This window comes from Aequorivita marisscotiae (genome assembly GCF_029814825.1).
Taxonomy (GTDB): domain Bacteria; phylum Bacteroidota; class Bacteroidia; order Flavobacteriales; family Flavobacteriaceae; genus Aequorivita; species Aequorivita marisscotiae.
The window spans coordinates 95982-109637 of record NZ_CP122379.1; the positions used below are offsets into that span (position 1 = coordinate 95982).

Annotated in this window: 14 protein-coding genes; 8 read left to right on the plus strand and 6 right to left on the minus strand. The window is 37.3% G+C overall.

The features are described 5' to 3' along the window. Positions 1-14: 14 nt before the first annotated feature. From QCQ61_RS00475 to QCQ61_RS00485, 3 genes are all read right to left on the minus strand, one after another. On the minus strand, positions 15-500 hold the full coding sequence (locus QCQ61_RS00475; protein ID WP_279448749.1) for a DUF1573 domain-containing protein: 486 nt from the start codon (positions 498-500) through the stop codon (positions 15-17). 55 nt (positions 501-555) lie between these two features. After that, positions 556-1500 (minus strand): transcription antitermination factor NusB, encoded by a 945-nt coding sequence (gene nusB / locus QCQ61_RS00480; RefSeq protein ID WP_279448750.1) that lies wholly within the window; start codon positions 1498-1500, stop codon positions 556-558. Positions 1501-1587: 87 nt separating this feature from the next. After that, complete coding sequence (locus QCQ61_RS00485; RefSeq protein WP_279448751.1) at positions 1588-2685, minus strand: Glu/Leu/Phe/Val family dehydrogenase; 1098 nt, start codon at positions 2683-2685, stop codon at positions 1588-1590. 190 nt (positions 2686-2875) lie between these two features. Here QCQ61_RS00485 and QCQ61_RS00490 point away from each other — a divergent pair, with 190 nt between their 5' ends. The 6 genes from QCQ61_RS00490 (at position 2876) to QCQ61_RS00515 (ending at position 10357) form a co-directional block, all read left to right on the plus strand. Further along, complete coding sequence (locus QCQ61_RS00490; protein WP_279448752.1) at positions 2876-4633, plus strand: ABC transporter ATP-binding protein; 1758 nt, start codon at positions 2876-2878, stop codon at positions 4631-4633. A 65-nt stretch (positions 4634-4698) separates the two neighbouring features. After that, on the plus strand, positions 4699-5115 hold the full coding sequence (locus QCQ61_RS00495) for a PUR family DNA/RNA-binding protein (RefSeq protein ID WP_279448753.1): 417 nt from the start codon (positions 4699-4701) through the stop codon (positions 5113-5115). Between the two features lie 204 nt (positions 5116-5319). Further along, positions 5320-7200 carry a mechanosensitive ion channel family protein gene (locus QCQ61_RS00500; RefSeq protein ID WP_279448754.1) on the plus strand — a complete coding sequence of 627 codons (1881 nt, stop codon included), beginning with the start codon at positions 5320-5322 and terminating at the stop codon, positions 7198-7200. A gap of 67 nt (positions 7201-7267) precedes the next feature. Then, positions 7268-8884: a SulP family inorganic anion transporter gene (locus QCQ61_RS00505; protein WP_279448755.1), complete on the plus strand. Its 1617-nt coding sequence runs from the start codon at positions 7268-7270 to the stop codon at positions 8882-8884. Between the two features lie 97 nt (positions 8885-8981). Then, positions 8982-9404 carry a transglycosylase SLT domain-containing protein gene (locus QCQ61_RS00510; protein WP_279448757.1) on the plus strand — a complete coding sequence of 141 codons (423 nt, stop codon included), beginning with the start codon at positions 8982-8984 and terminating at the stop codon, positions 9402-9404. Continuing rightward, positions 9401-10357 carry a cation diffusion facilitator family transporter gene (locus QCQ61_RS00515; RefSeq protein WP_279448758.1) on the plus strand — a complete coding sequence of 319 codons (957 nt, stop codon included), beginning with the start codon at positions 9401-9403 and terminating at the stop codon, positions 10355-10357. The genes QCQ61_RS00510 and QCQ61_RS00515 overlap by 4 nt, the downstream gene beginning before the upstream one ends. Positions 10358-10367: 10 nt before the next feature. Here the strand turns inward: QCQ61_RS00515 and QCQ61_RS00520 are convergent, their stop codons facing one another. After that, on the minus strand, positions 10368-10868 hold the full coding sequence (locus QCQ61_RS00520; protein ID WP_279448759.1) for a DUF6265 family protein: 501 nt from the start codon (positions 10866-10868) through the stop codon (positions 10368-10370). Positions 10869-11088: 220 nt separating this feature from the next. Between QCQ61_RS00520 and QCQ61_RS00525 the strand changes: the two genes are divergently transcribed. Then, positions 11089-12042: a hypothetical protein gene (locus QCQ61_RS00525; protein WP_279448760.1), complete on the plus strand. Its 954-nt coding sequence runs from the start codon at positions 11089-11091 to the stop codon at positions 12040-12042. Between the two features lie 2 nt (positions 12043-12044). After that, complete coding sequence (locus QCQ61_RS00530; RefSeq protein ID WP_279448761.1) at positions 12045-12854, plus strand: hypothetical protein; 810 nt, start codon at positions 12045-12047, stop codon at positions 12852-12854. Between the two features lie 10 nt (positions 12855-12864). Here QCQ61_RS00530 and QCQ61_RS00535 read toward each other — a convergent pair whose 3' ends face one another. Together QCQ61_RS00535 and QCQ61_RS00540 are read right to left on the minus strand one after the other, a co-directional pair. After that, the gene (locus QCQ61_RS00535) at positions 12865-13203 is read right to left on the minus strand and encodes a tRNA-binding protein (protein WP_279448762.1); all 339 of its coding nucleotides are present in this window, start codon (positions 13201-13203) and stop codon (positions 12865-12867) included. Then, entirely contained in the window at positions 13193-13504 is a 312-nt protein-coding gene (locus tag QCQ61_RS00540) for a phosphoribosylpyrophosphate synthetase (RefSeq protein WP_279448763.1), read from the minus strand. The genes QCQ61_RS00535 and QCQ61_RS00540 overlap by 11 nt, the downstream gene beginning before the upstream one ends. Between the last annotated feature and the right edge of the window lie 152 nt (positions 13505-13656).

Genomic DNA, 13656 nt, shown 5'->3' on the forward strand with positions numbered 1-13656 from the left:
CTAAGCTTTATAAATTAGGATGTTGGGGTTTTTATTGGTTGTGCAGCCGCCGCACCTGCTTTAGGATTTACAAACGCTTTAATGGTTAAAGTTTCGGTTCCAGCTTTTGTGTTTGTAGTTAGGGTAACTGTTTTACTAACTTGGTTTTGGCCGCTACCGTTAAATTTCACCAACAATTGACCTTCTTCTCCTGGTGCAACTGGCTCCTTGGTATATTCTGGCACAGTACAACCGCAGCTACTTTTTGCGTTTACGATCATTAAAGGTGCTTCGCCCGTGTTTTTAAATTTAAAAACGTGCTCCACATTAGTTCCTTGATCGATAGTTCCAAAATCGAACTGACTTTCTTCAAAAGTAATTACAGGAAATTTGCCCGATTCTGCGTCGCGAGCTTCTGCAGTAGCAATGTTTTCTTCATTTACTTTGTCTGCAGCGTTGTCTTTACAAGATGAAAAGGCAAAAACAGATAGTATTGCTACTAATAAAACTGATTTTTTCATGATAATTTAGATTTTTTATGTTTTTAGCACGCCAAAAATAAGGATTTTTTTACTCTTATTGAAGCCCCCGCCCAATTTTATTAAGTTTTCCATTTTCCTCAAATTCCTTTACAATTTTATCTAAAATACCGTTGACGAAAATACTGCTTTTGGGGGTTGAATATTCTTTGGAAACCTCTAAATACTCATTGATGGTAGCTCGTACTGGAATTGAAGGAAAGTATAGAAATTCGGCTATACCCATTTTTAGAATTATTAAATCTAAATCGGCAATTCGCTCTTGATCCCAGTTTGGAGTTTTACCTTCAATCTGTACGTTTAACTTAGTGTCGTTTAAAATTACTTTTCTAAAAAGTTGAAGTGCATATTCGCGGTCTTCAGAATTTTTATACAAATTAGGCACCAACAGTGCTGAAGCGTTGTTTTCTGAAAGTTTGCTGAGCATTTTAACAATTGCCGTGTTCACTATTGGAAAATCATCTATCCACGTTAGGCGTTTGTCTTCCAGATATTCGTAGATTTTTTCATTGGGCGCAATCACTTCTTTGTAAACACGAAGTACAAAATCTTTGTCTTCTTTAAATGTAGTTTCATTTAAAGTCAGATAGGTTTCGTACCAATCTAATTGACGCAGTTCGTTAAAAAGCAAAACTGCGTATTCGTTATCTAACTGCCAATAATTGAGTTTTTTCTTTTCAATTACATCAGAAAAAGTAGTGTTGTCGGCAATTATTTTCAGTAACTTATTATCGACAAAGGTGCGACTCGGATTTTTTTCTATTGCCGTGGCAAGGTGCTTTTTTTGGGAGCGGCTTAAAAAACTCTCGGCTTGATCCTGCATGGCCAATAGCAACTGAATCAACAATAAATACAGATCCTGCATTTGGTCTATACTGTGTAGTAGAAATTTTTCCTGAATATCAATATTCGGATCGGGACGCTGATTATAAGCATAAACGGATTGCAAAACTTTTACGCGGATATGTCTTCTTGTAAGCATATATTTTTTGAAAGAACGGGTTTAAAGAAACAACGCACAAGATACATCCTGTGCGTTGCAAAGATAGTGTTTTAAGAAAAAAGAATGTTATTTTTCATTTTTTCTTGCATCAATTCGGGCTTGAGCCACGTTAAATGCTGCTTGATAGGTAGTAATATTATCGGTATCGGCTTTCTTTAAAATTTCGATTGTAGTATTGTATATATTTTCAGTTTTACGCATTATTTCCTTTCGGTCGTAATTTTCTAGTTCAGCATATACATTAATAATTCCTCCAGCGTTTATAAGAAAATCTGGTGCGTACACAATACCTTTTTCACGAAGCATGGTTCCGTGCTTTTGTTCTTCAGCTAACTGGTTATTGGCAGCGCCCGCAATTATTTTAGTATTTAATTGGTTAATGGTAATATCGTTTATGGTAGCTCCCAGTGCGCAAGGCGCATAGATGTCCATTTTTTCTTTGTAGATGTTATCGCCACCGTAAATCTGAACACCGTACTTATCGCGAACTTCTTCCAAACGCTCTTGATTTATATCGGTAATATAAACTTTGGCGCCTTCGTTGCTTAAATTTTCAACCAAAGCTTCGCCTACATTGCCAATTCCTTGAACATACACTATTTTATCTTCAAGAACATCGCTTCCAAATTTATATTTTGCCGCAGCTTTCATTCCCATAAACACCCCGTACGCAGTAATTGGGGATGGATTTCCGGCTCCGCCGTTTGCTTCAGAAATACCTGTTACATACGGAGTTACCGTACGCACCAAATCCATATCTGAGGTTGCCATACCCACATCTTCTGCAGTTATGTATTTACCGCCCAAGGAATGTACAAACTCACCAAACTTTAACATTAGTTCGGGTGTTTTCTGTGTTTTTGCATCTCCAATTAAAACAGCTTTTCCGCCGCCGAGGTTTAAACCTGTAATTGCGCTTTTATACGTCATACCACGCGATAGGCGAAGCACGTCGTTCAGGGCTTCCCATTCACTGGTGTAATTCCACATTCTAGTACCGCCAAGCGCTGGTCCTAAAACGGTATTGTGAATACCAATTATTGCTTTTAAACCAGTATCTTTGTCATTGCAAAAAACGATTTGCTCGTGATTGTCAAAGGACATTTGCCCAAAAACGGGGTCCATTTTATGAAGTTCATTCGTATTTATTACCTCGGTTACCATAGCTTATTTATTATATTATATATCCTTTAAAACGGCGGTGCAAAAGTAACCCTTTGTTGTTAATTTCACAAAGCATCGACCTATAATTTAAGAATATTTAAATAATACACAAATCTATAAAATGAGGCGTAGTGTGGGCAGCATATTTTGCAGGGTAACAATAGTGTGTGCAATAACTCAAATAGAGTAAATGAAAGAATTAAAATATCTAAATAAATATTTTTTAAAATATAAAGGACGCCTACTCTTGGGCGTTTTTATAACTGTAATCGCCACTGTTTTTAAATTGGTAGTACCAATGAAAGTAGGCGATTCGGTAACCTCGGTAAAACAGTACTTAAATGGTGAAATATCAAGTATAAGCGTTGTAGAGCAACAGCTTCTTATTAATATCCTATTGCTTTTAGGTGCCGCATTACTCTCGGCGTTCTTCACTTTTATGATGCGCCAAACCTTTATTGTGGTTTCCAGATATGTAGAGTACGATCTTAAAAACGAAGTGTTTCGGCATTACGAAAAACTACATCTTGGCTTTTACAAACAAAACCGTACAGGCGATTTAATGAACCGCATTAGCGAAGATGTTTCAAAAGTACGTATGTATGTAGGCCCTGCATTAATGTACAGCATAACCACAATTACTTTATTTGTGGTGGTAATTAGCTATATGTTTTACAAAGCCCCAGTTTTAACTTGGTACGCTATTGCGCCATTGCCCATTTTGTCTATTGCTATTTACAGATTGAGCGTTTTAATAAACAGGCGTACCACAATTGTACAGCAATACCTTTCAAAACTCACCACCTTTACACAAGAAAGTTTTAGCGGAATAGCCGTAATAAAAGCCTATGGAATAGAATCTCGTACCAATACTAATTTTGAAGAGCTCGCAGAAGGCAGCAAAGTAAAAAATATAGATCTGGCAAAAGTTCAAGCTCTGTTTTTTCCGCTAATGATGTTGCTTATTGGCGTTAGTAACATTCTGGTTATTTATATTGGTGGCACACGGTATATTAATGGCCAAATTGCCGAATTTGGAACTATTGTTGAGTTTTTAATCTATGTAAATATGCTCACCTGGCCCGTTGCAGTCGTGGGTTGGGTAACCTCTATGGTGCAACAGGCCGAAGCTTCGCAAAAACGTATAAACGAATTTTTGAAAACCGAACCTGACATTCAAAATTTAGTTTCAGAAAGCACTCCTATAAACGGTTTAATTGAATTTAACAAGCTCTCCTTTACCTATCCAGATACGGGAATAACGGCGCTAAAAGATGTTTCATTTACGGTAAAACCAGGCGAAACCTTGGCTATTATTGGCAATACGGGTTCGGGTAAATCTACCATTCTAGAATTAATAGGAAGGCTTTATGACGTAGAAGAAAACATGTTAAAAATTGATAGCAAAGCCATAAAAAACCTCAACCTCGATAATTTGCGCGATAGTATTGGCTATGTGCCACAGGACGCCTTTCTGTTTAGCGATACACTTCGCAATAATATTCGTTTTGGAAAGGAAAATGCTGTAGAAGAAGAAGTAATTGAAGCTGCAAAAAATGCGGCCGTGCACAAAAACATAATTGGTTTTTCTAAAGGGTACGACACCGTTCTGGGCGAACGGGGCATATCATTGAGCGGAGGACAAAAACAACGTGTTTCCATAGCACGCGCGTTAATTAAAGATCCACAGATTTTGCTTTTTGACGATTGCCTCTCGGCGGTAGACACTGAAACGGAGGAGGAAATTCTTCAAAATTTATATAAAATTTCAAAAAATAAAACTACCCTCATTGTTAGCCATAGAATCTCGTCGGTTAAAAACGCAAATAAAATAATAGTATTGGAAAACGGTAAGATAATTCAAAATGGAACGCATAATGAGCTGGTAAATTCTGAAGGATATTACAAAGAACTTTACGCCAAACAACTCTTGGAAAAAGAAATGTAAATTTACCTTGGCAAGTTTGGATTTTTTTTGGATTTTTGGCACAACCTAAGCAAAAAACAGAAATTATGAGTGAGCACTATACGATGGAGCAAGAAGAAATTTTTTCAAAAGTAATGCGCGCCGGCAGACGCACCTATTTTTTTGACGTAAGATCTACAAAGGCGGGGGATTTTTACCTAACCATTACTGAAAGTAAAAAATTTACCAACGACGATGGTTCCTATCATTACAAAAAACACAAAATCTATCTTTATAAAGAAGATTTTAGTGAATTTAAAGATACCCTAGCAGAAATGATAGATTATATTATAGACGAAAAAGGGGAAGAAGTAATTAGCGAACGCCACCAAAAAGATTACAAACCCGCTCAGCCCGCAGATGAAAATGAAAAAACCGAAACACCAGTGGCTGCAAAAGCAACAGACGAAACATTAAAGACAGATACCAGCAATTTTACCGATATTGAATTTGACGATATTTAAAAAATTGTATTCCAACTACAAAACCGGCACGGCTAAAACCGCTGCCGGTTTTTTTATTGTAATATTCTGTTTGCCTTTTGCAGCTAACGCATTCATATTCTTAAACTTCCTCTTTGGATTAGAATAACCTATAAATTTTTCAAACTTGTAAAAAGCGCGTAAACAGCTTGGTTTTTTGATTACTTTAGCCCAAATTTTAAGCGTATGAAGCAGTTCAAAAAATGTTTACCCTTTTTAGGAATAATCTTTAGCATAGCCCTAGGTTATTCGCAGGAAGACACGGCTTCGGTTAAAAAAGATTCCGTTAATATCGCATTGTTGGAAAACTACAACAAACGACTTTCCGAAATTGAGAAACAACGGGTAGAAGACTCCATAAATAAAAGTAATCTTGAGGCACAGATTAACGCGTTAAAAACTACGGATAACCTTAAGAAAGAAGAGCTACAAGCACAACTTACGGCCCTCACGCTAAAAGAAAAAACACGCATAGCCAACAAAAAGGCGAAAATAGATTCATTAAAAAATACTACGCAGGGGTTTCCGGTAATAGGCTTTTTTAACGATACCCTCTTTGTGCTCTATTCCAAATTGGGCAGTTTTTCTCCGAAGGAACGAGCCGATATTATTTCGGAAAGAATAAAGAAGTTAGTAAACAATTACGACTTTAAAGCCAACTCATTAAAGGTTGAAGACGCCGAAACTGTAAAAGATATTGTCTGGGATTCAAACATAATTATGAGCATTTCAGAAACCGATGCGCTTTGGAACGACACCTCCAAAACTGAGCTTGCAGAAGTGTACCGCGAAAAAATAACCGCGGCCGTTTTGGAATATAGGGACCAAACCAGCTTTGCAACCCTGGCCAAACAAATTGGGCTCGCGCTATTAGTATTGCTGGTAATTATTCTATTGATCTACTATATTTCAAAAGCCTTTAATTGGACCGCTCATAAAATTCAACTGCAAGAAAACCAAAAAATTCAAGGTATAAAAATCAAAAACTACGTTTTATTCGATGCCAAAAGACAGGTAAACGCACTGCTTTTGGCGAATAAATTAATAAAGTGGTTTGTAATTCTTATTGCCGTTTATATTGCATTACCTATTCTATTTGGTTTATTTCCGTGGACCGAACACTTTGCAGATACCCTGTTTGGTTATATTCTGAACCCACTGAAAAACATTCTAATGTCTTTCTGGAACTACTTACCAAACCTAATTACCATTCTAGTAATTATTATCGTGTTTAGGTATGCCCTAAAAGGAATTAGCTTTTTAAAAGATGAAATAGCCAAAGGCAATTTAACAATTAATGGGTTTTATGCAGATTGGGCCGCCCCCACCTATCAAATAATCAGAATTTTGGTAATTGCCTTTATGTTTATCGTTATCTTTCCGTACTTACCGGGAAGCGAATCGCCAATTTTTAAGGGAGTTTCGGTCTTTTTAGGTTTTCTATTTACCTTCGGCTCAGCGGGTTCACTCTCTAATATTATTGCTGGTTTGGTATTAACGTATATGCGTTTGTTTACCATTGGGGATCGCGTTAAAATTGGCGAAGTTACAGGCGATGTAATTGAAAAATCGTCGTTGGTAACACGTGTACGTACGGCTAAAAATGAAATTATTTCCATTCCAAATTCCACGGTAATGAATAGCCATACCATTAATTACAGCAGTGACGCTCCCGCTAAAGGGCTTATAATTCATACTACGGTAACTATAGGATACGATGTACCTTGGAAAGATATGTACGAAGTTTTAATTGAAGCTGCATTGCGCACCGATTTAGTTTTAAAAGAACCCAAACCCTTTGTTTTACAAACTAGTTTAGAAGATTTTTATGTGGCATATCAAATTAATGCCTACGTTCGGGAAGCCAATAAACAAGCTACAATTTACTCAGATTTGCATCAAAATATACAGGATGTTTGTAATGAGCGCGGCATAGAAATACTCTCACCCCATTATCGTGCAGCCCGCGATGGCAACGCAACCACAATTCCTTCAGATTATTTGCCTAAGGATTATGTAGCACCTAGTTTTAATGTGAAAACCAAAACTGAAGATAAACAAACTTAATTTTTAACTTTAAGCCCATTCATTTTCAAAATCATATCTTTGCCGCCTTTAATTAAAAAATAACTAAATGCTCGCAAAATACTTATTATCGTTTACCCAAAACCCTAAAAACGATATCCTCTCCGGATTAACGGTAGCCTTGGCTTTGGTTCCAGAAGCGGTTGCCTTTGCGTTTGTTGCCGGAATTGACCCGTTGGTGGGGCTTTATGGCGCATTTATTATGGGGCTTGTAACCGCACTTTTTGGCGGCCGCCCTGGAATGATTTCTGGTGCTACTGGCGCTATGGCTGTGGTCATGGTCCATTTAATTCAAAAGGGAAACGAAGTAGGCCTTTCACTGGCAGATCCAGTAGAATATCTCGGACTACAATGGTTGTTTATAACGCTTCTTTTTGTGGGAGCCATTCAAATAATGGCAGGTGTTTTTAGGCTCGGAAAATTTGTTCGGCTAATTCCGCATCCAGTAATGATGGGTTTTGTAAACGGCTTGGCCATTGTTATTTTTCTTTCGCAATTAGGACTTTTTAAAGAAAGTCGCGGCACGGTTCCACAATGGCTTTCTGGCATGGATTTATGGGTAATGTTAGCCTTGGTCGGACTTACCATGGCAATTATGTTCGGGCTACCAAAACTAACCAAGAAACTACCCGCAGCCCTTATTGCAATAATTGTGGTAGCCTGTATTACCATTTTCGGAAATTTAGATGTGAGTACCGTAGGCTCCTTTATTCGCGATGGTGGAGGAAGTGGCCTAAAAGGATCCCTACCTGTTTTCCAAACCCAGATTTTTACGTTTATTGATACCCTAAGTGGGCATTGGGATTTAATACTTTCCACGGCATTTCTATTGGCTGCCGTTGGTTTAATTGAATCGTTAATGACGCTAAATTTAATTGATGAAATGACCGAAACCCGCGGTAGCGGCAATCGTGAATGTGTTGCTCAAGGCGGCGCAAATATATTAAACGGACTTTTCGGTGGGATGGGCGGTTGTGCCATGATTGGGCAATCAATTATCAACGTGAGCTCTGGTGGACGCGGCAGACTATCGGGCGCTACCGCGGCAATTGCGCTTTTATGTTTTGTGCTTTTTGGTGCACCACTCATTGAAAAAATACCTATTGCGGCATTAGTAGGCGTAATGTTTATGGTGGTAATTGGCACCTTTGCTTGGAGCAGCTTTAGAATATTGCACAAAATTCCAATTGCTGATGCAGTTGTTCTAATTACCGTTTCGGCTGTAACCGTTTGGCAGGATTTGGCAATAGCCGTATTTGTAGGTGTAATTATGAGCGCTCTCGTTTTTGCTTGGAAAAGCGCTACGCGAATTCGCGCACGCAAACGAATTAAAGACGATGGCACAAAAGTTTACGAAATCTGGGGCCCTTTATTTTTTGGTTCCACTACCGCTTTCAATACAAAATTTGATGTGTCTGACGATCCAAATTCTGTGGAAATTGATTTTATAGAATCAAAGATTTCCGACCATTCGGGTGTGGAGGCAGTGCGAAATATTGCCAATAAATATTTAGATAGCGGCAGACAAATTAAGCTAACACATCTGAGTCCAGACTGCAAGGCGCTACTTTTAAAATGGAATCCGGAATTTGATACCATTATTGAAAACTCCATTGAAGATCCACGGTATTATGTTGTTACCGACACTTTAGATGCAGAGGCATAATTGCAGTAAAAAGTTATACAGTTTCTGTTAATCTGCATTTTAGCAAAAATTTATAATTGCCCTTATAACATTCTTTATAATTTTATAAGAAAATGTTATGCGCGAAATTACCCTATTGGGAATATTGCTAATGTTCGTATTTTTTAGCAGCTCATGCAATTTCCCAAAAGACCCGAACAATTCTTTCGAAAACGCAAAAAAATCTTCCCTGCGGATAGGAGTTGTTCCGAAAATTGATTCCACTACTATTTCATTCGAAAAAAATCTAATCGAGCGATTTGCCCAAAAGGAAAATCTGCAGACGCAATTTATTAGTGAAAATGAGACAGCATTGGTAAAAAAGCTGGAAAACTTTGAATTAGATATAGTTTTGGGTGGATTTGAAAAGAAATCGAATTGGAAATCTAAGGTAGGGATGACCAAGCCCTATGATGGCAAACATGTATTGTTTATTCCGCGCGGGGAAAACCGATTACTTTTTCAGCTTGAAGAATTCATCGAAAAAAATCAAAAGCCATGAGAACAGAAGCCTTTGAACTACCCGAGGATTTAAAACCGAAACTAAAAAAAGCCAAAAGATTGGAATGGATTACGCTGGTGTATTTGGCAACCGTAGTTGTGCTTATGTACTTGGTTATGGGTTCATCCCAAGCCATGAAAACCGCTTGGTTGGAAGACGCTTTAAGTATGATTCCGGCAATTTCATTTTTAATAGCATCGTGCATTTATAACAGAAAACCCAACAAAAAATTTCAATTTGGCTTCCACCGTGTGTTTACCATTGCATTCTTAACGGGAAGCGTTGCCCTGTTTGGAATGGGTCTTTTTTTAATGGTAGATTCGGCTATTACCCTTATGAAGGCCGAACATCCTACCATTGGAACAATAATGCTCTTTGGCAAGCAAATTTGGATGGGTTGGATTATGATTGCAGTATTGATTTATAGTTCGCTGCCCGCGATGTATTTAGGCTATAAAAAATTACCCTTGGCTAAAAAACTTCACAATAAAATTTTATATACAGACGCCAATGCACAAAAGGCCGATTATATGACCGGTTTTGCGGCCATGGCCGGAATTTTGGGTATTGGTATGGGTTGGTGGTGGGCCGATGCCAGCGCCGCGCTGTTTATTTCCCTTTCGGTTTTAAAGGATGGATATACCAATTTAAAAGATGCCGTGGAAGATTTAATGGACAGACAGCCGCTACATATTAAAGACGAAAAACCCGATGAATTGGTAGTGAAAGCAGAAAACTTCGTAAAATCGTGGGAATGGGTTTTGGATGCAAAAGCACGGTTTAGGGAGGAAGGACAGGTATATTTTGGCGATGTGCAAATAATAGCGAAACCGGGCACAGATATTCCGAAAGCCATTGAAGAAGGATTAAAAAAACTTCACGAATTTCATTGGAAAATATACGATGTAACCCTTATGCCAGTAGAAAAAATAAAGGACTATTCAGAAAAATAATTCCAAATTTTTAATGTTTTGCAAAATAAAAATCGATTTTTTTAGGTTCTCCGTTTTCAGTTCCTTCAATCCAAGCGTGGAGTGAGTCTTTGGCAGGATTTGTATAAATTATGCGCTGTGGAAAATCGTGGCTTTTATTTTCAAAGGTGAAATGTCCTTTTTCTGAATTTATCATTCTAAAAGTAACAGGTTTTTTCTCCTTTGTTTTGGCAGAAGCAACTGTTAATTCTAAATTGTTTCCTTTCAGCTCCAGCGCCATGGTTTCTGCAAAAACAACTTTCCCGTCATGTTCCACAAAACTATAGCCGGTAAAAGTACTGTCATTTTCGCGCGACCAGGTTTCTTGCGAAAAAATGGTATCAACTTCCTTAGTCCAAGTACCTAACATCCATTGCAAGTTTTTAAGTTTTTCAAATCTATTTTCATCGAGAGCAGTAGTTTCAGTTGTATTGTTTTTACACGAAACAAAACCAATAGCCACGAGGCTCAATAGAATGATAGTATTTTTCATAATTACTTTTTTATTATTTTAAATTGCCAAATCTTTAAAACTTAAATGGCGCAGCGCATCTGCTTATGCGAAAATAGTTTAAAAATTGAGATTGGTTGCAAATAGCTTTAAAAGCTCATAATAAAATTGGGCTACTACATTGTTTAAAAACAAAATTCATATATTTATCTACGTATTAGTTACTTAATGCAGCGCTCCCCACTTTTTAAATATTTAATCCATGATAAAAAGTATTGCCATACTTATTTTAATGGTTTTCTGTTTCAACGGAAATGCGCAAGTCACGGAGCCCATTGACGATCTACGTTTGGGTTTTGGTATAAATATTACCGCAGAATATCAGGTAAAACACGGATTAAAATTTAGAGTAGCTGCTACAGGTGGCGTTGCCAATTACGTACCGTTGGCAAAAAATAATTTTGGAGTTTTACCAGCCGTACATATTGGGGTATTGTTTTATAATAAAGGGATTTTAGGGAGCAATCTAAACAAAGATTATTACCGATCTACCTTCTTCGATTTTTTTGCTAATGCAACCGTAACCCCCGGATTTACAAATAATACGACCACATCAGAGTTAGAATATAGGTTTGTACCACTCTATCATTTTTCAGATTTTGTTGCCAATCCTTTACAAAACACATTTGATTATTCCTTTTCAATTGGTTCTAATTGGTTAATGAATCCCGATAAAAACAGAGCTTCGCAAACGGTGGGTTTCTTTAACCTAAACATTGCCAGACGCGTGCAAATTTCGTATTACAATGACGGCGGACCCGTACTTGATTATTTTGGCGATCGGGAAGATCGGTTTTATACAGGCGGACTTGTACTCTCGGCGCATTTTAACGAAACCGCATATATAGGTTTGGTAGAGCTCAGCTTTCATAAGTTTACCGGTTGGCAGCAATATGCTGTAGATACTGCGGACAAGTTGCAATTAGACCATATTCCCTATAATAATGGAGATGCTTTTGGTTTTAACCAACAACAATGGAAACTCAACGCCACCAGCTTTCGCCAAGGCTATAGCGCATACATAACCCTGTACGATTTTAATGCTTTTGACCTTCAGGATTTTTTACACTTTAACTCAGATTTTCCGTATCATCCCGATTATTATTGGGGTTGGCGTATTGCCGGTGGAGTTTCTTCACAATTTAAAACCGACTAATTATGAAGCTACTTCAATACATTTTACTAACGGTTATTTTAATTAGCCTTTCGTATTCCTGCAGCAGTTCGAAAAATATTCCGGTAACTGAAACTATTGCTATTTCAGAATACAATATTTATGTTTTTAGATTGTGCGAATACAGAAATTCATACGGAAATGAACGTTACTTTCTTTGCGATGAGCCCTGTACTACCAACAATGTGCAGGCCGTTGATACCACCCAGATAATTGAAGAATTATATATTTTGCGTTCGCGTGCCAATCCACAGGATATAATTTACATAACCTCTAAATCTGATAAGTACATTCAAAGAAATCGCGGTATTTTTAACGATACGCTCTACAAAAAATATATTATGGCGTCAGATTTTGAGTATGTGTATTTCGGCACAATTACCAATTCTGATAAAATTGATTTTATTAACCCCACCGAAAACCTGTTGTTTACCTATAAATCTGAATCGGATAAATGTAGTTTTATGTTAGACAGTATTTATTGTCAAACTGCAGTAAAAAACACAATTCGGAATCAGCAATTAAAAATTTCCGAACTTTTTAAGGTGCCTATTCAGTTTTTAGAATCTGAACGCAAAATAGTGGTGAACAAAAAAAGTTTAGATCCCGTTAAAACGTTGCAGTTAAAAGACAACCGAATGTATTTTAATGGCGAAACTAAAAGTATAAGTTTATCGCAACGCAAGCGCTTAAAATATCACCCAATTTATCGCCCAATTTACAAATCGGCTGTAAGAAAAATTATTAGCGATAGCCTACAAAATCAAGTTATTTTAAAAGGAAAGGCTTTTTAAAATTATAGCATTACAAAATTCGCAAACCATTTTTTACCAGTTTTTCCGGCTGAAGTAAAGTAACGTCCTTACCTTCAACGGCGCCGAGAACCAGACATTCGCTCATAAAATTGGCAATTTGTTTCTTCGGAAAATTAACTACGGCAATTACTTGTTTGCCAATCAATTCTTCCTTTGAATAGAGCGAAGTGAGCTGCGCCGATGTTTTTCGCCGCCCCAATTCATTTCCAAAATCGATTAAAAGTTGAAACGAAGGATTTCGCGCTTCGGGAAAATCATTGACCTCAATGACGGTTCCTACCCGCATTTCTACTTTTTCAAAATCGGCCCAACTAAGGTTATTCGTCATGGTGAAGGGAAAGTTTTTTAATCAATTCTGGAGAAATTTCGCCTTGGTCGGCACCATAAACATCTACGAGCAAACCTCTCTGCCCGTCGTGGGTTTCTATTAAATAAAGAATGGTGTTATCTCCCGGATCCGTCATTCCTTCAAAGCGATAAAACTTTATAACATCCAGTTCTCCGGCCTTCCATTCCCTTTTCAGATTTTTAGATTCAATACCTTCACCCACAAGATTAAAATCTTCGGTAAAGCCGTTTTTTTGTAAATCTTCTATTGCTACTGATAATGATGAATATGAATTTTTCATAGTATTAAGTTTAAATTTTAAAGTTAGTAGAGTTATTCTTTAACAACAAACTTTTATAACTTCTTTAATAGAATTTGAATTACTTTTTGAAACTTGTACAATTGCAGCTAACCGATATTTCATACGGCAAGTACTGCTTAAAATACGTAACT

Excerpts from the sequence above, each read along its gene's own strand:
- QCQ61_RS00520 (WP_279448759.1), bottom strand. The coding sequence starts at position 10,868 with ATGAAAAATACTATCATTCTATTGAGCCTCGTGGCTATTGGTTTTGTT.
- QCQ61_RS00505 (WP_279448755.1), top strand. The coding sequence starts at position 7,268 with ATGCTCGCAAAATACTTATTATCGTTTACCCAAAACCCTAAAAACGAT.
- QCQ61_RS00525 (WP_279448760.1), top strand. The coding sequence starts at position 11,089 with ATGATAAAAAGTATTGCCATACTTATTTTAATGGTTTTCTGTTTCAAC.
- QCQ61_RS00485 (WP_279448751.1), bottom strand. The coding sequence starts at position 2,685 with ATGGTAACCGAGGTAATAAATACGAATGAACTTCATAAAATGGACCCC.
- QCQ61_RS00515 (WP_279448758.1), top strand. The coding sequence starts at position 9,401 with ATGAGAACAGAAGCCTTTGAACTACCCGAGGATTTAAAACCGAAACTA.
- QCQ61_RS00495 (WP_279448753.1), top strand. The coding sequence starts at position 4,699 with ATGAGTGAGCACTATACGATGGAGCAAGAAGAAATTTTTTCAAAAGTA.
- QCQ61_RS00500 (WP_279448754.1), top strand. The coding sequence starts at position 5,320 with ATGAAGCAGTTCAAAAAATGTTTACCCTTTTTAGGAATAATCTTTAGC.
- QCQ61_RS00540 (WP_279448763.1), bottom strand. The coding sequence starts at position 13,504 with ATGAAAAATTCATATTCATCATTATCAGTAGCAATAGAAGATTTACAA.
- QCQ61_RS00535 (WP_279448762.1), bottom strand. The coding sequence starts at position 13,203 with ATGACGAATAACCTTAGTTGGGCCGATTTTGAAAAAGTAGAAATGCGG.
- nusB (WP_279448750.1), bottom strand. The coding sequence starts at position 1,500 with ATGCTTACAAGAAGACATATCCGCGTAAAAGTTTTGCAATCCGTTTAT.
- QCQ61_RS00475 (WP_279448749.1), bottom strand. The coding sequence starts at position 500 with ATGAAAAAATCAGTTTTATTAGTAGCAATACTATCTGTTTTTGCCTTT.
- QCQ61_RS00510 (WP_279448757.1), top strand. The coding sequence starts at position 8,982 with ATGCGCGAAATTACCCTATTGGGAATATTGCTAATGTTCGTATTTTTT.
- QCQ61_RS00530 (WP_279448761.1), top strand. The coding sequence starts at position 12,045 with ATGAAGCTACTTCAATACATTTTACTAACGGTTATTTTAATTAGCCTT.
- QCQ61_RS00490 (WP_279448752.1), top strand. The coding sequence starts at position 2,876 with ATGAAAGAATTAAAATATCTAAATAAATATTTTTTAAAATATAAAGGA.